The following is a 16409-nucleotide window of genomic DNA, read 5'->3' as shown; positions in this document are numbered from 1 at the left end:
CTACGACAAAGCGGCCTCGAAATTCGGCGGAATAACACCCGGAGAATCTTATTCTTGTCCGGGCCGCCCCTTATAATACCATTCACCGCGCTCCGCCCGGCGCGAAGCTGCCGCTCAAGCTCTCTCGAGATGATTCCAGCCGTCCAAGGGACACTCTGGAGCCCGTGAACGGTCGCTTTGCGCGGTCAGAACGCCCTCTCTCATTGCAATGTTCCACCACGCTCCTGCTGATCCGACGTGCGTAGATACACACCCGAGCAACAACAGCGACTCAGTCAGCAGATCCAGGAGGATCTCGGTGGCCTGCTTCCCGGTTTGATCCGGACCGATCCCGGTACGCTCGCGCTCTACGCCACCGATGCCAGCCTTCACCAGTCAACGCCGCTGGCCATCGTCTTTCCCGAGCGGGAAGAAGACGTCGCGACTGTGGTTCGCTACTCGGCTGACCATCAGATTCCGGTCCTGCCCCGCGGTTCGGGGACGGGTCTGGCCGGCGGATGTCTTGGTACGGGAATCGTGATCGACTTCAGCCGGTCCATGAATCGAATTCTCGAGGTCCACTCGCGTTCGGTCACGGTTCAACCGGGAGTGGTGCTTGACGACCTGAATCGGGAACTGTTTAAGCACGGTCGATATTACGCTCCGGATCCGTCCAACGCGGCCATCACGACCATCGGAGGGATGATTGGCGTCGATGCCGCCGGCGCCCACGCGGTCGGCGTCGGTTCGACGCGGGATCACGTCAAGTCGCTGAACGTCGTGCTTTCCGATGGCTCACTTCATAATCTATCGCGCGAGCTGATCGACCTGGGACTCAACGGGTCCACTCCGGCTCTCACGACGGGGGATCATGATCAGTTTGCCCGTGTCCGGGTCATCCTGCGGCGGCTGGCTGGAATCCTCAAAGAGAACGAATCGCTCATCCGGTCTCATCAGCAGATTCTGCCACGCAATTGCGCCGGCTACATGGTTCGTAACGTGCTGCGAGGCGGCGTTCTGGATTTCCCGCGGCTGTTTGTCGGCTCTGAGGGGACACTCGGCATCTGCACTCAGGCAGAACTGCACACGTTGCCGCTTCCGCAACACCGACAAGGGCTCCTGCTCGCGTTCCAGCGGTTTGATGAAGCGACCGCAAGCGTTGCCGGAATTCTGCAGCATGAACCAGTCGCCTGCGATCTGCTCGACCGTCGATTGCTGACGCTGGCTCGGGAGTCTTCCGTCGCCTATTCCGATTTGATCCCGCAACATGCCGCCGCCGCGCTGATTGTCGCCTTCGAGGACTCCACGGCTGCATCACTCGAAAAGCGGATCGACTCCTTCCTGAAGTATCTGGAAGCGGATCTGCCCGGCGTTCGCATCCTCCTGCATGCCATTACCATCGACGAAGTCGAGAACCTCTGGAAGCTTCCCCGACAGGTGGTGCCGTTGCTGGCCCGCATTCAGGGAGCTGCCCGCCCGGTGCCGTTCATCGAAGATATCGTGGTTCCTCCCGCCAGCATTGGCGAGTTCCTCCACAATGCACAGAGGACTCTGCAGCGCTATCAGGTCACGGCATCGTTGTACGCTCACGCCGGAAGCGGGCAGCTGCATCTCCGCCCGTTTCTTGAATTGCCTTCGACGGAAAATCAGGACACGTACGAATCGCTCGCCCGCGATTTGTATCGCATCGTGAACGAAGCGGGCGGTTCGATCTCCGGCGAACATGGCGATGGTCTTTCACGAACGCCATTCATCCGCTCTCAGTACGGACCGCTCTATCGCGTTTTTCAACAGATCAAGCAGCTGTTCGATCCGCACGGCATTCTGAATCCCGACAAGATCATCAGCGGCGATCCGCACCTGTCGATTCGCCACTTTCGGCCCGATGGCAATCTGGTGCAACTTTCTTCGAATGCCACGACGCAGCTCAACTGGACTCCGGCTGACATGGCCGTGGAAGCCTCCGCCTGTAACGGCTGCGGGCAGTGCAAAACACAGCAGCCGCAGTACCGCATGTGTCCGTTTCACCACATCGACCGTAACGAGTACACCGCTCCGCGGAGCAAAGCCAACACGATCCGCCACTATCTGTTTGAGAGCCCCCAGGTCGACCCGGCGGAAGCCATTGATCTGCTGAAAACGCTCAGCCCGGAAGAGGTGCTCAACTCCTGCTTCAACTGCAAGCAGTGTCAACTGGAGTGCCCCAGCGAAGTCGACATTCCTCACCTGTGGCTGGAGGCGAAGGCCAACTCCGTCCAGCAGCAGGGATTGAGCCGGGCCGACTGGTATCTGACGCGAGTCGATCGGCTCGCGGGATTCGGCTGGCGGTTCTCCTGGCTTGTCAATCAGATGTTCCGCAGCCCGATTGGCCGCTGGTTTCTGCAGAAGACAATCGGCATCGACTCCCGCCGCAAGTTGCCCGAGCTGGCCTCGAAGCCTTATCTGGAGCAGGTTCTCCGCCGGAATCGGAAGAAGGCCGCCACCACTCCCGATGACAGTTCCACCAAGCCGGTCATTCTGTTCGTCGACTACTTCGCCAATTACCACGATCCGCAGTCGATGCTGGCTCTGGAAGCGATTCTGCGGCACCACGAGATCCCCTATCTTGTGCCCGAAGATCAGGTTGTTTCAGGGATGTCGCTGATCAATGTCGGCGATCTGGGCCCTGCCCGCCTGAAAGCGGAGCAGAACATCCGGGTGCTCGGTCCGTACGCCCGGGAAGGACATCGCATCCTCTGTATCGAGCCGGCCAGTGCCGTCTGTCTTCGGCAGGAATATCCGATGCTGCTCAAGCATCCCGACGTTCAGGCTGTGGCGAAGCAAACCGTCGAAGCGGGCCAGTTCCTGGTCGAGTTGCATGAACAGGGACTTCTGAAGACAAAGTTCTCGCCCACCCCCAACACGATCGCCTATCATGAACCGTGTCATCAGCGGTCGCTGCGGAACCAGAAACCGTACGTTCAACTGTTGTCGTTGATTCCGGAACTCAAGCTGCATTTCATCAATCAGGGATGCAGTGGCATGGCGGGTCATTTCGGTCTGACGCATGCGAACTTCGAGACCTCGGTCAAGATCGGCGAAGGGCTGATCAACGCCGTGATCAACGACAGTTTCGACCTGGGCAGCAGCGAGTGTGCGGCCTGCCAGCTACAGATGCAGCATCCCGCCACGAAGCCGATTCTGCACCCACTGAAGGTCCTGGCGGCTGCTTACGGGCTGATGTCCCTGGAAACCGACAAGCGGACACGCATCACACAGAAGTAAGCCTCATGCCGTCCACTGCGAATATCACCGTGCGATTTTTTGCCCAGCTCAAGGAGGTGGCCGGGACCGGCGAAACGCAACTGATCTGTCAACAGGCCATGCGAATCGCTGACGTCAAACAGCAGATCGCCGATGAATACCCCTTGCTCGCTCCGTATCTGAAATCGGTCTTCACTGCCCTCAACGGCAGCTACTGCGGCGGCGAGACGGAAGTCAACCCGGGTGATGAGATCGCCTTCATCCCCCCGGTGAGTGGAGGTTAAGCCGTGGAGCACCGTCTGTATCATTCACCGGACAACGATCTCACGATCGAGCTGACCGAAACCGAGATCGATCACGAAGCCCTGACGGCTGCCGTGCGGGACCCGGCCTGCGGAGCGGTTGTTCTGTTTCTCGGAACCGTGCGTGAATTCACCGCCGGGCGTCAAACCGATTCTCTGGCCTACGAGGCCTACCACGAGATGGCCATTCTCGAACTTCAGCGTCTCGTCGGGGAAGCTCGCAAGTCCTGGCCGCTGAAACGGGTCGGCATCGTTCATCGCCTGGGGCATCTCGACCTCGGCGAAACGGCGATCGCCATCGCCGTGAGCAGCCCGCATCGCGCAGAGGCCTTCGCCGGCACTCAGTTCCTGATGGACGAAATCAAAAAGTCCGTCCCGATCTGGAAACAGGAGCACTGGTCCGACGGCACCACCGAATGGGTCCACCCCGGGTTTCCAACGCCGTAACCAGCTCCGCCAATGAAGAAACCCGGCCGCAATCACGGCCGGGCCACTCGATTTGTTGAACGTTTCCTGCCAGGAGCTAACTCAGCATGGCAGGCGATTGGCGCCAGGCAACTGCAGGCGAAGCAAGGACATGCTCTAACCGGCGAGGAACTTTTCGAGACGATCCAGTCCGGCTTCGAGCGTGTTCATGTCGGTGGCGAACGAGAGGCGGGCGTAACCCGGAGCTCCGAAGGCGTCTCCGGTGACGAGAGCCACGTGGGCGTTGCCGAGCAGTTCGGTGCAGAAGTCGGAAACATTCGAGACCGTTACACCGTTCTGAAGCGGCTTGTCGAAGTACTCCGAGACGTTGAAGAAGGCATAGAACGCTCCGCCCGGATCGGCGAAGGAGAGCCCCGGAATCTTACGGAGTCGTCCGAGCACGTAGTCGCGACGCTTCGTAAAGGCCGCCAGCATTTCGGTGACGCATTCCTGAGGGCCAGTCAGAGCGGCAATCGCGGCATACTGGCTGACACTGCACGGGTTCGACGTCTGCTGACTCTGCAGCTTGTTAATCGCCTTGATCAGAGCCGGATCGCCAATCGTCCAACCGATTCGCCAGCCGGTCATCGCATAGGCTTTGCTGACCCCGTTCACGATGATCGTTCGCTGAGCGATCTCATCCGACAGCGTCATCATGCAGGTTGCTTCCCAGCCGGGATAGATCAGCTTGTCGTAGATCTCATCGGACATCACGTAGAAGTCGTGCTTCACCGCCAGTTCGCCGATGGCCTGCATCAACTCTTTCGGAAAGACGACGCCGGTCGGATTGGACGGGCTGTTGAGCATGATCAGCTGCGTGCGACCGGTGACCTTGGCTTCGATCTGCTCCACCGTCGGCAGGAACCCGGCCGATTCGTCGGTCTCAACCAGAATTGGGATGCCGCCAGCCAGCTCGACCAGGGCACTGTAGCTGACCCAGTAGGGAGTCGGGATCAGCACTTCGCTGCCCGGATGGCACATCGCGGTCAGAACGTTGTGGATCGAGTGCTTGGCACCGTTGGAAATGACCACATTCTTGGGCTCGATCGCCAGGTTATAATCCCGCTTCGCGGCATCGCAGACCGCCTGAAGCAGTTCCGGCAGGCCGCCCGCAGGCGTGTAGTGCGTTTTGCCAGCGTACATGGCCTTCGTGGCGGCTTCACAGATGTGATCCGGAGTGTTGAAATCGGGCTCGCCCAGTGTGAAGTCGTAGACCGTGATTCCCGATTGTTTCAGTTCCTTCGCCTTGGCTGCAGCAGCAATCGTCGCGGAGGGAGCAAGCTGAGAGACGGCGGGAGAGAATTTCATGGCGAGGTAGTTTCTTCTTCTGTAAACAGGAGACTGGAATCCAGTAACTGGGCCGGAGAACGGTTTCTCGGGCGAACCGCGACTGATTATCGTTGATCCGGCTCCATCATTCAAATGGGCCCGAATTTCGGCGGATTGTCCGCGATTCCGACGGGCCGTCAAGCGGCGTGAAAAACTTTGGGCGGCTGGTTCCTGCCCATGGATTCGTTAGAATGCCGCTGGGGAACTGATTTCGAAAGTTCCCATCAGCCGACAGGCCAGATCGACCTCAGGTTCACAGTTGAAATCAGAACACCATGCCGGGAAATACGTTTGGACACTCGTTCCGCATCACAACCGCCGGAGAAAGTCACGGCCCCGGAAACGTGGTGATCATCGATGGCGTCCCGCCGGGAATTGAACTCGCCGTGGCCGATCTGCAGGTCGATCTCGACCGCCGTCGTCCCGGGCAGAGCAAGATCGTCACCCAGCGGAATGAAGCCGACGAGCCGGAGATTCTGGCCGGAGTCTTCGAAGGTCGCACGACCGGGACCGCACTGGCGATTCTGATCCGCAATCAGGATCAGCGGAGCAAGGACTACGGCAATATCCACAATGTTTATCGTCCGGGCCACGCCGACTACACGTTCGATGCGAAATACGGCTTCCGCGACTACCGTGGCGGCGGCCGCTCCAGCGCTCGCGAGACGACCGTCCGAGTAGCCGCGGGGGTCGTTGCCAAGAAAATCCTCGACCAACTCTGCGGTGGCCAGGTGATCGGCTATGTCACTCAGGTCGGCGACGTCAGAGCCGAGATCGCCAATCCCGGTGATGTCACTCTTGAACAGGTCGAGAAACGGAGTGACGGCTCGCCCAACATCGTTCGCTGTCCCGACGAAGCAGCCGCCGACCGGATGATTGAGCTGATCGACCGGATGAGGATGGATCAGGATTCTATCGGGGGAGCAGCCGAGATCGTCGCGACAGGAATCCCGGCTGGACTGGGAGAACCGGTCTTCGACAAGCTGAAGTCTGATCTGGCCAAAGCCCTGTTCAGCCTGCCAGCGGTCCTCGGCGTGGAATACGGCATCGGCTTCGGCTGCACGACCATGCGAGGCAGCGAACACAACGATCAGTTCATCCCCGGCAATCCGGGAATCGACACCAAAACGAACCGTCACGGCGGCATGCTGGGCGGCATCTCAACGGGACAACCCATTGTCCTCAGGGCAGCCGTGAAACCGACCAGTTCTCTGTCTCGCGATCAGCAGACCGTTAATCGCGAGGGCGAAGCGACCACGATCAGTACCAAAGGCCGGCACGATCCGTGTCTGCTGCCGCGGTTCATTCCCATGGCCGAGGCCATGGTCGCGATCACGCTGGCCGACCATTTGCTCCGCTGGCGAGCCCAGTGCTCCGAGATCTGCGACGAACTGGATTCCGCTCGCAGCGACTCTGCTGGAAAGTAATTGTGAAATGTGGTACCAGACCGAACTGACTCTGCCCGAATTCCGCCGTGGTTTTCACCTGATCACCGATCGCGTCCGGGAAGCACTGCCGCAACTTGAGGAAGTCGAGATCGGCCTGCTTCACGTGCACATCATGCACACCTCGGCTTCGTTGACGATCAACGAGAACGCCGATCCAGATGTGCAGACCGATCTGGAAATGGCGATGAACAAGATCGCCCGGGAAGATTTTCCCTACGTCCACACGGTGGAAGGCTCGGACGACATGCCGGCTCACGTGAAAGCGGCACTGATTGGCTCCTCGCTCACCGTCCCGGTTCGGGAAGGCAAACTCCTGCTCGGCACCTGGCAAGGCATTTATCTCTGTGAGCACCGCAATCATGGCGGCAAGCGGCGACTGATTCTGACTCTGCAGGGCGCATCGGAAATCTAATCGGCTTCCGTCCCTGTTCGCTGCCATCCTTTGAGGACCTGTTTGTTGTCTGAAACTTCCCCCAAGCCGCGTTCCCCCTACTTCCTCGACTGGGCCTGGGAGCACAAGCTCCTGATGACCCCAATCGTTCTCGCTCTGCTGTTCTCCCTTTGCGGCGGCTGCGTCGGACTGATCTACATCAACCTGATGCAGACGATTCGTCAGAATCCGCTGCACAGCAAAGTTGTGGAGATTGCCCGCGAGAATCCTCAGGTCGCCGAAGAACTCGGCGCGCCAATTGAAGGCGGCTTCATCACCGAAGGGGTACTCGAAGCCGACGACGACAATATGAACGGCACGGCTGATTGCACGATTCCAATCGGCGGCCCCCAGGGAACCGCTCGGCTGCTCGTGAAAGCGACTCTGAGCGAAGGCCGATGGACGATCAATTCTCTGACGGCCAGCATGGGCACGTCCGGTCAGGTCATCACACTGGTCGAAGAAGACAACCCCGTTCAGGCCGATCCGCCGGAAACGGAGGCGACTCCTGATGCCGAAAACGTGGACGCTCCCGCACCAACGACAGCGGACTGAAGCGACAGCCTGGTTTTTCAGCGAGCGCACTGGCCGATCTCGTCCCACTGCCTAATGCCCGTCTGGGGATTTCCCCCGCAGCGTTTTCCGGACGTCCCCCACGCAAAACGTTCAATTCCTGCGTATTCCATTCTTTACCCGCGAATGGAATACGCGCTGCAGTCCGGCGTTTGCGGGCAGCATTCTGATGCTGGAGGTAAACATCATGCTACGGACGTAACAGGAGGAGAGAACATGTACGGAAGATTCAGTTTCGCCATCGCGCTTCTATTGGGATGGCAGGTCGCCGATTCCGGCCAGCAGGCGGCCGCGCAACGGCAGTCGGATGATCGCAGCCAGTCCGAGATGCGACTGCAGAACAACGGTGGGGAAGACGTTCTGTCGGTAACACGCATCGTCGATGACCGCATTCGGGCCAAAGACACGTTCGAGTACCGCATCAAGGTGCAGAACGTCAGCAGTGCTCCGGTTCACGGCATCGTCGTCCACGAAAAGTCGGGCAATGGGCTGCAGATCAAACAAGTGACAGGCAGCCAGGAAGGATCCCAGTCGGCCAGGAAACGCAACCAGTCGAACAGCCAGGCCTCGTCTCAGAACAAGAGCAGCCAGCAGTCTGGCAGTCAGCAATCTGGTAATCAGAACCAGTCCGCTCAGAACCAGAGTGGCAACTCGGATCAGAACGCCAATAACCCCAGTCAGAAGAATCTGACCGGAGCCGAACAGGGCCAGGCGGCCCGCGAGAAGCAGAGCGGATCGCAACCGATGCGGGCGCAGAATCCGTCTGCCAATATTCAGTCGCCGACCCGGTACGACTTTACCATCGGTGTGCTGGAACCAGGGCAGTCGGAAACAATCACCGTCGCCGCCACCGCTCCCAAGGCCGGGAATGTGCAGTCATGCCTCTGGGTGGATTTCAATTCCGGCAGCGCCATGTGCAGCTCCTTTGAAGTGGTTGATCCTGAACTGGAGTTGACTGCCGATCTGAAGGTCGATCGTAACCTGCACTACGAGCCGTGCCAGGAAGTGAGCGGCTTCTACACCTGCGATACGATCGAACTGGTCGTTTCCACCCGGAATCCCGGCGAGGGCCCGACCAAGCCAGCTAAAATCGACATCCAGCTGCCTCAGGGCCTTTCGATGTCGGCGAAAAATCAGTCCCGCAGCCAGACTGTCAACGTCGGGCCAATTGAATCGGGGCAGACCGTGAAACGAACGATGCAGCTTCACGTTCATGATCCGCAGGCCCTGAAGCAGGACTCCCAGATCACCGTGAAAGCAACTGCTGGCGAACTGAAAGCTCGGACTTCGGACGGGCTGAAACTGAAAGTGCTCCAGCCACAGCTGAAGGTTGCTGTTCAACAGCCCGGCACCCATTACGCGAACAGCCGAGCTCAGTACAAGATCGATGTTTCCAACCCGAGTGACGCTCCGGTGATGGACACACGGTTGATCATCAACGTACCGAGTGAAGTCGCCGAGATGTCGATTAACAACGGCGAACTGCAGGAAGGTCAGCTGATCGAGATCGGCTGCCTGAAAGCAGGAGAGACTCGCAGTTACACGGTTGAAATGCTCGTGCATAATCCCATGGAAGGACTGACGGTTCAGGCCAAGGCCGATGGCTACTGCGTTAAAGCCGTCGAGAAAGAAGTCACCACGAATGTCGAGGGTGTCCCGGCCATCCGACTTGAAGCCGTCGACAAGGTCGACCCGGTTCCGGTTGGAGACGAAACCGTTTATGAAGTCAGCGTCAAAAACCAGGGGACCGCGAAGGATACCAACATCAGCCTGACCGGAACCCTGCCACGGTCAATGGAGTTTGTTGAAGGTCGTGGAGCTTCAAAAGTCTCCTTCAACAATGGTCAGCTGAACTTCGGAAAGATCAAGACGCTCGCTCCCGGCGATCAGGTGACGTGGTACATCCGAGCCAAAGCCAACTCGGATGATCAGGTGCAGTTCTCACTCGAACTGACCAGTGACGCCACCTCGCAGCCGGTCCGCGAGGAAGAGCCGACGAATCTCTTCAGCTCGTCAACCCGGCCGAACAATTAATTCGTTGTTCTTAAGGGCTAGCTCCGGTAGGGCATCGCTGATGACAGCGGTGCCCTATTTTTTGTCCTTGCGGGTCATCTCATAAAGAAAAACCGCCGCCGCGTGCGTGACGTTGATGGAGTCGACCTGGTTCGTCATTTCGATGTGATAGGTCGCGTCAAGCATGTCGAGAAATTCCGGCGGCATCCCCTCCGCTTCATTTCCCAGAAGCAGAACCATGTCCAAACGCCAGCCGTCATCACCAAAGCATTCGAGTGGCCTTGAGGTCTCGGTCAGTTCCGCCCCGAGCAGACAGTAGTTCTGTTCGCGGAGAACGAGCAGGTCCCGCAGAAGATCTGGCGACACGCGAATCGGCAGCTCGAAGATCGTTCCCATCGAGACGCGCACCACCCGCCGCAACCACGGATCGGACGAGCTCTCTCCCAGCAGCAAACCGGCTGCGCCGAACCCGGCAGCCAGCCTGGCCAGCGAACCCAAGTTGTCGGGGGAAGTCATTTGCGGGCAACAGAGAATAAGACCGGGGTTGCCTGTCAGCGACTCGAGAGATCGATTCTCCGGCCGTCTCGCACAGGCCATCACTCCGCAATGAAAGTTGTATCCGACCAGTTTCTCGGCTTCGGCCTGTGCGAGCGCGAACACTGTCGCCCGCTCAGCGAATAATGGACCGAGTGCGTCAATTCGACGCTCGCTGATCAGGACCGACTCCACGGGGATTCCGCTGTCCAGCAGTCGGTCGACCACACGCCACCCTTCGGCGACAAACAAGCCCGATTGCCGTGGCAAAGCCTTGTTTCGCACGTCGCGATAGACCGCCAGTCGATCGTCTTCCAGATTGTCGATCCGTAATACACGCATAAAAATTCGATACTGACGAAACTCAGGAAACGACTATAATCAGGCGACTATTTTGCCTGCCCATTCAGACATTGCCACCCGGTCAGAGGACTTTTCCGTGCATAATCCTACGGTCGCCGAATCTCCTGGCACCGCCGACGACGCGACGAACGAGGACGCAAAGCCGTCCCCCCCGGCTCGCCCGCGAAAGTCGCATTCGGGAGGCGGGATCGCGAGCGGCTTCCTTTCCGTGCTTCTCGTCGTCGGGCTTTTGGCAGGCGGGTTGTTCGTCACCTATCTGATCGCTTCGATGCGGGAAGCCCCCAAGCGGGCCGAGCCTGTTGAACGCATTCAGACCGTGCAGACATTCGCGGCTGAAACGGCAACGGTTCAGGAACTCGTCACGGCGTTTGGCACCGCTCGTGCCATGCAGGAAGTGGTCCTGTCGGCTCAGGTGGCGGGAGAAATCGTGGAAACGATGAAGCCGCTGAAGATCGGGCAACAGGTCACCGCAGCGACTTTTGAAACCGGCACGGACGGCGTGTCCCGTCCGTCCGGAGGCGACCTGATCGCCCGCATCGATCCCCAGACCTACCAGGAACGAGTCGAACAGGCCGAGGATCTGCTCAACGAAAACGAAGCCGAGCTCGCCCGGCTCCAGCAGGAGCAGACCAATCTGCAAACGCGTCTGGCGATCGCTCGCAAGAACTTCGAGGCCTATCAGAAAGAGTTCGAACGGATACAGTCTCTCGTCCAACAGGGCATCGCCAGTTCGAGCGACCTGACAACGGCCGAACTTGATCTCCGCCGATACGAAGATGCCAGGGTTCAGATCGAGACCGAACTCGCGCTGATGCCTCAAAAGATTCTCCAGATCGAAGCCCGCCAGCGGACCCAGCGAAACGATCTCGATCTCACCAAACTCGATCTCGCACGGACCGCTGTCATGTCGCCTATCGACGGGCAGCTGTCGGACATCAATGTTGAACGTGGTCAGTACGTCCGCGTCGGCGATCCCCTCGTGACAGTGACCAGCCCGCAGCAGGTCGAGATTCCGATCGGCGTGGCGATGACCGACTACCTGAAACTGGTGCCGCGCATTCGACAAGGAGATTATCCGCGGGCCATCCTCTCGTCTCGCAGCACACGGGATGCGCAATGGATCGGCGTGGTCACCCGCGCATCTCCTGTCGCCGATGTGGAAACGCGAACTGTCGATGTCTTCATTGTCGTCGACAACGAACGATACGATTCCCCCTTGCTGCCGGGCACATTCGTCACCGTGCAGATTGAGGGGCCCGTGCACCGCAACGTCGTGCCCATCCCGCGAGATGCGGTGATCGACGACTCCGTACTCATTGTTCGCGACGGCAAGGTACAGAACGCACCGATCGAAAAAGTCACCGACATCCAGTCGATTCGCCTGGTTTCCGGGGGACTGCAGTCGGGCGATCAGGTCATCATGACCAATCTCGACATTCTGGAGCCGGGCATGAAAGTCCGCACGACGGACCAGAACAACCAGACTCTCGAGAAAGAACTCCAACGCGCCCGCGTCCCGAACCTGCGAATTATGCCGTCGCAGTAGTGATCAACGCCCTCTCGTCTCGGTAACCGGCCTGCCACGACATGCGGGCACTGCGCCAAAGCGGATCAGTCAAACAGCTGGTGATAGACCGTTTCCCACGTCACTTCACTCGAGTTGACCTTCGCCATGAGTTCGGGATTCGCTTCTCGAAGTTTTTGAGCAGCTGGAGACGTCCGATCTTTCAGAGCCAGAGCGGCGGCTTGCTTCTCAACGTCGTTGCCTTCGGTCAGGACTCGTTCCAGATCCGCCGCTGCGGGTTCATAGCGATCGATATCGACACACCGCCAGAGTTCCGGATGGACCGTTCGTCGGGCGGCCCAGCGTTCGTGAGCATAGTCGCTGAGCATCTGCGACAGCGTCACATTGTTCCGCTCCTCCAGGCCGACGACCGGAAACAGACTCGCTTCGACGAACAGGCACTTCAACACCATCTGATTCCAGAGACCTTCCGGAAGTTGCTCCGATGGATAGACGTTGCGATGGGCGACCGAGCAGAACACGCTCCGCATGTTCGTGCGGATTCCTTCGCCGGTGCGGTTCACATGCGCAGTCGGAAAGGGATAAAGGGGCAACGCCTGATAGAGTGCCACCAGCTCATGAACCTCCCCTGCCGCGAACAGCCGGTCAAGTGTCGCCACGTACTGCTGCTCATCGGTCGCGGGAATCGAAAGCACAAACAGAGTCCGGACCGCATCGAGCAGACTCCAGTTCCCGGGCTTCCAGCCGGGACGGACTGCTTCCGCCGAGGCCAGCTCATCTTCACTCGGGTTGAGGTCCAGCTTCGGCACCTTCCGAGCCGCCAGACCGAACCGCAGATAAAGCTGCTTCAGATCCCCATCGGAGATCCTCTGCGTCGTCTCATCGATCCACGAGACAACCGGTTCATCCACCCGTGAGCAAATCCACTCCCGTAGACAGTCCTGCACCTGCTTTGCCATCTTAACCTCCAGAACCTCGTGAACGATCGTATTGTCTCAAATTGACGGCCAGCCAGAAAGTCATTCAGCCAGAAGAGGCGGAGACCTGACCGGCAAGCAGCTGACGCACCGCCTGCAGCAACGCGTCCATCGCTCCGGTGCTGCTTTTTCCCAGCTCGATCAGATCCCGAAGCAACGACGGATGTGTCAGCAGTAGCCAGAACAGAGCGTTGATTTTCACGCTGCCATCAGGCTGCAGCAGACGGGCGATGCGCGGTTCGATCGCCGTTTGAGCATCATCGCTGACTGCCTTGAGGACGAGCCAGGGGACGCCTCCGGCCTGAAGAATCCGAGCCGCGGCAAAGGCTTCCATATCGACCATGGAAGCACCGCTCTCCTCGTGCAACTTCTGCTTGTCTGCAACCGACGTGATTGCCTGAGGGACCGTCACCAGAGACGTGCACCGAGGAAGTTCGACGGCATTGGCGAGCGGCTGAGCAATTGCTTCCCGATCGGTGAGATTCCGCAGCAGTCGCGGCACGTAAGCTCGGCTTTTGACAACATCGTCCGAGATCCCGCCGCAAAGTCCGGCGACAATCGCCAGACGTATCGGGAATCGTTGGAGCATCTGAGGGAGCCGGGACGTGACGTTCTCTGCTCCGACGCCCGTCAGGAAGACGACGACCGGATTTCCTCGCCATTGACCACTCGCCCAGATCAGATCGCCATCCCGATCGCGGCGACACCCATGGAGCAGCCTGCAGAATCGATTGAACTCCAGCCGAATGGCGCAGACGATGAGAATTCGCCCTTCGCCCGGTTCAATCACCAGCCCTCTCCCTCATCGGGCACGTCTTCGTCGAATGCCTGCTCAAGTTCTTCGAGATGCTTCTCGACCACATCCGGCCGGTCTGTCAGATCTTCGACGATCGAATACTTTCCTTCCGACCAGCGGAACAGGTCGACGTTGCGACACCGTTCGCTGCAGAACGGGAATGTTTCCGTCTTATCGGTTACCTGAGGAGGCAACGATTTGCGGCAGACCGGACACGTGAGTGGTTTGATCATAAATCAGTCGCTCTTCTTTGAGCTTTCTGAACTGCTCGGCTTCGATTCCGCCTTGGACTCCGACTTGGTCCAAGAGTCGCTGGTCGTCGATTCAGACTTCTTGGCAGCCTCGGCTCCTTTTTTATAGGAATCGCTGCGATAATCGGTCTGGTAGAAGCCGGACCCTTTGAAAATGACACCCGCCCCGGTCCCGATCTGGCGTTTGGCTTTCATTTTGCCACATTCCGGACACTTGCGAACCGGCGAGGCCTTGATGGACTGAAAGAGTTCCCACGTGTGACTGCAGGCACCACAGATATAGTCATAAGTCGGCATTCGTGCTTCTCGCGAAACAGTTGTGAGAGAAAAATCTCGCCGCAGTGGACTGGTCCAGTAGCACCACCGCGGGAGATCAAACCAATTGTATGCAGTCGGTCAGCCCTGGGCAGGTCCCGTCGAGACGATCACCTTGGCCGGACGGACAATCCGGTCGTGTAACCGGTAGCCGGTTTCGAGTTCCTGCATGACGTGCATGGCGGGAACATCGTCGGACGGTAACTGTTGAACCGCTTCGTGCTGGTTGGGATCGAACGCTTCGCCTTCCGCGGGAATTCGCTCCACCTGATGGCGGCCGAGCGTTTCGATCAGCTGGCGCGTGACCATGTCGACCCCGGTCTTCAGGTCTTCAATGCTTGAAGCCTGCTCAGCGGCCTGGGCGGCGCGACGAAGGTTGTCGATCGTCGGCAGCAGATCACGGATCAGATTGATCCCCTCGTATCTCCGGAACTGCTCGGACTCGTTGGCGGCCCGGCGACGGAAGTTCGCGAGCTCCGCGTGAGAGCGGGCCAGACGGTTTTCCATCTCCGCCAGTTCCGCCTGCAGGTCCGCGATCTGTAAACTCAATGCCACCGTTTCGTCGCCCTCTGCCCCGGCATTCTCAACGTGCACGTCCTGGGCCGTCTCATCACCGGCGTGTTGCCCGTCCGCGGACTGCTGTTCGTCGCCTGGATCGTCATTGCGCTCAACATCCTGCGCCATGATTTCTACTCCCGTTATCTCTATTTCAATGGATCAGCTGGCGTCTTCGTCAGCGTCCCAGTTCACGAATTCCTTGACGTGGTCCCAAAATGTTTTCCGCTGAGCCGAAACGTGAACGTGGTCGTGCTCGGCCAGTTCCCGCAGCAGTTGCTGCTGCTCAGCGTTCAATTTCTTCGGGACCTCGATGTTCAACTCCACATGTAAATCGCCCACTCGGCCTGTTTGCGGATCGGGAATTCCCCGTCCCTGCAGTCGAATGGTGTCGTTCGGCTGCGTACCGGCCGGAATGTTGAGCTTGGTTTTGCCATCGAGAACCGGAATCTCAATTTCGGTTCCGAGAGCAGCCTGAGAGAACGTAATCGGCACCCGGCAGATCAGATGCGTTCCTTCTCGTTGAAACAGGGGATGATCACGAACCTGAATCTGCACGAACAGATCGCCCCGCGGTCCACCGCCGCGCCCCGGGTTGCCTTCCCCCCGGAGACACAGCTGCATGCCGGTATCGACTCCAGCCGGAATCTTGACTTCAAGTTCGACGTGTTCCGACTCGAATCCGCTGCCCCAGCAGGTCTGACACTTCTCTTCGATGACCGTTCCCTGGCCTCCGCAATTGGGACAGGTGGTCTGGACCCGAAAGAATCCCTGACTCTGAACGACCTGCCCTGCTCCACCGCAATATTCGCAGGTGACCGGCTTGGTCCCCGGTTTCGCGCCGCTGCCATCGCAGGTGTGGCAGAGCGAATTCCGTTTGACTTTGACGGTTTTCGTACAGCCCTTGGCCGCTTCGAGAAGATCGAGTGTGAGACGAACCTGGAGATGATCGCCGCGTGCCGGCCCACGTGAACGGGAACGACTGCGACCGCCCCCGCCGAAGAAATCGCCGAATGCGTCGAAGATGTCCTGAATGTCGTGGAACTGGCTGCCGCCTGCTCCGCCGGCCCCCATCCCCGCGTGCCCGTACCGGTCGTAACGGGCCCGCTTCTCCTGATTGCTCAGAGCATCGTAGGCTTCGGAAGCTTCCTTGAAGCGTTCGACGGCTTCATCATCGCCCGGATTACGGTCCGGATGATTCTTCACCGCGATCTTCCGGTAAGCCTTCTTGATTTCCTCTATCGTCGCCGTCCGTTCGACTCCGAGTACTTCGTAGTAATCTCGCTTATCGACCATCATCGCTTATCTCAT

At 59.0% G+C, this 16409-nt stretch carries 16 protein-coding genes; 8 read left to right on the top strand and 8 right to left on the bottom strand.

Annotation, left to right across the window (positions count from 1 at the left end; all coding sequences use genetic code 11):
• Positions 1–237 precede the first annotated feature (237 nt).
• Genes L1A08_RS19235 through L1A08_RS19225 form a run of 3 tightly spaced genes read left to right on the top strand, consistent with a single transcriptional unit; the run spans position 238 to position 3971 of the window.
• Positions 238–3243 carry an FAD-binding and (Fe-S)-binding domain-containing protein gene (locus tag L1A08_RS19235; protein WP_238758155.1) on the top strand — a complete coding sequence of 1002 codons (3006 nt, stop codon included), beginning with the start codon at positions 238–240 and terminating at the stop codon, positions 3241–3243.
• Positions 3244–3248: 5 nt separating this feature from the next.
• Complete coding sequence (locus L1A08_RS19230) at positions 3249–3506, top strand: MoaD/ThiS family protein (RefSeq protein ID WP_238758154.1); 258 nt, start codon at positions 3249–3251, stop codon at positions 3504–3506.
• Positions 3507–3509: 3 nt separating this feature from the next.
• Positions 3510–3971, top strand: a complete 462-nt coding sequence (locus tag L1A08_RS19225) for a molybdenum cofactor biosynthesis protein MoaE (RefSeq protein ID WP_238758153.1) — start codon at positions 3510–3512, stop codon at positions 3969–3971.
• A 135-nt stretch (positions 3972–4106) separates the two neighbouring features.
• Here L1A08_RS19225 and L1A08_RS19220 read toward each other — a convergent pair whose 3' ends face one another.
• Positions 4107–5297, bottom strand: coding sequence for a pyridoxal phosphate-dependent aminotransferase (locus L1A08_RS19220; RefSeq protein ID WP_238758152.1), 1191 nt, complete (start codon positions 5295–5297; stop codon positions 4107–4109).
• A gap of 296 nt (positions 5298–5593) precedes the next feature.
• On the opposite strand from L1A08_RS19220, the gene aroC reads away from it, so the two are divergent.
• From aroC to L1A08_RS19200, 4 genes are all read left to right on the top strand, one after another.
• Positions 5594–6745: a chorismate synthase gene (aroC, locus tag L1A08_RS19215; RefSeq protein WP_238758151.1), complete on the top strand. Its 1152-nt coding sequence runs from the start codon at positions 5594–5596 to the stop codon at positions 6743–6745.
• A 7-nt stretch (positions 6746–6752) separates the two neighbouring features.
• A complete protein-coding gene (locus tag L1A08_RS19210) occupies positions 6753–7178 on the top strand; it encodes a secondary thiamine-phosphate synthase enzyme YjbQ (RefSeq protein WP_238758150.1) in 426 nt (141 codons plus the stop codon).
• 45 nt (positions 7179–7223) lie between these two features.
• Positions 7224–7751 (top strand): cytochrome c oxidase assembly factor Coa1 family protein, encoded by a 528-nt coding sequence (locus L1A08_RS19205; protein WP_238758149.1) that lies wholly within the window; start codon positions 7224–7226, stop codon positions 7749–7751.
• Positions 7752–7985: 234 nt separating this feature from the next.
• On the top strand, positions 7986–9803 hold the full coding sequence (locus L1A08_RS19200; protein WP_238758148.1) for a COG1470 family protein: 1818 nt from the start codon (positions 7986–7988) through the stop codon (positions 9801–9803).
• 54 nt (positions 9804–9857) lie between these two features.
• On the opposite strand, the gene L1A08_RS19195 is transcribed toward L1A08_RS19200, so the two are convergent.
• Positions 9858–10658, bottom strand: coding sequence for a TrmH family RNA methyltransferase (locus L1A08_RS19195; protein ID WP_238758147.1), 801 nt, complete (start codon positions 10656–10658; stop codon positions 9858–9860).
• Positions 10659–10755: 97 nt separating this feature from the next.
• Between L1A08_RS19195 and L1A08_RS19190 the strand changes: the two genes are divergently transcribed.
• Positions 10756–12225 (top strand): efflux RND transporter periplasmic adaptor subunit, encoded by a 1470-nt coding sequence (locus L1A08_RS19190; protein ID WP_238758146.1) that lies wholly within the window; start codon positions 10756–10758, stop codon positions 12223–12225.
• Between the two features lie 65 nt (positions 12226–12290).
• Here the strand turns inward: L1A08_RS19190 and L1A08_RS19185 are convergent, their stop codons facing one another.
• From L1A08_RS19185 to dnaJ, 6 genes are all read right to left on the bottom strand, one after another.
• Positions 12291–13163 (bottom strand): EboA domain-containing protein, encoded by an 873-nt coding sequence (locus tag L1A08_RS19185; RefSeq protein ID WP_238758145.1) that lies wholly within the window; start codon positions 13161–13163, stop codon positions 12291–12293.
• A 64-nt stretch (positions 13164–13227) separates the two neighbouring features.
• Entirely contained in the window at positions 13228–13971 is a 744-nt protein-coding gene (locus tag L1A08_RS19180; protein WP_238758144.1) for a phosphorylase family protein, read from the bottom strand.
• Positions 13968–14210 carry a DNA gyrase inhibitor YacG gene (locus L1A08_RS19175; RefSeq protein WP_238758143.1) on the bottom strand — a complete coding sequence of 81 codons (243 nt, stop codon included), beginning with the start codon at positions 14208–14210 and terminating at the stop codon, positions 13968–13970. Before L1A08_RS19175 ends, L1A08_RS19180 begins: the two co-directional genes overlap by 4 nt.
• 3 nt (positions 14211–14213) lie before the next feature.
• Positions 14214–14525: an FmdB family zinc ribbon protein gene (locus tag L1A08_RS19170; RefSeq protein WP_238758142.1), complete on the bottom strand. Its 312-nt coding sequence runs from the start codon at positions 14523–14525 to the stop codon at positions 14214–14216.
• Between the two features lie 99 nt (positions 14526–14624).
• Positions 14625–15227 carry a nucleotide exchange factor GrpE gene (grpE, locus tag L1A08_RS19165; protein WP_238758141.1) on the bottom strand — a complete coding sequence of 201 codons (603 nt, stop codon included), beginning with the start codon at positions 15225–15227 and terminating at the stop codon, positions 14625–14627.
• Between the two features lie 33 nt (positions 15228–15260).
• On the bottom strand, positions 15261–16394 hold the full coding sequence (dnaJ, locus tag L1A08_RS19160) for a molecular chaperone DnaJ (protein ID WP_390896930.1): 1134 nt from the start codon (positions 16392–16394) through the stop codon (positions 15261–15263).
• Positions 16395–16409: the final 15 nt, after the last annotated feature.

It is taken from the genome of Rubinisphaera margarita, assembly GCF_022267515.1.
Lineage (GTDB): Bacteria > Planctomycetota > Planctomycetia > Planctomycetales > Planctomycetaceae > Rubinisphaera > Rubinisphaera margarita.
Note: the sequence above shows the minus strand (reverse complement) of the source record. Positions and strands in the feature narration are given on the sequence as shown.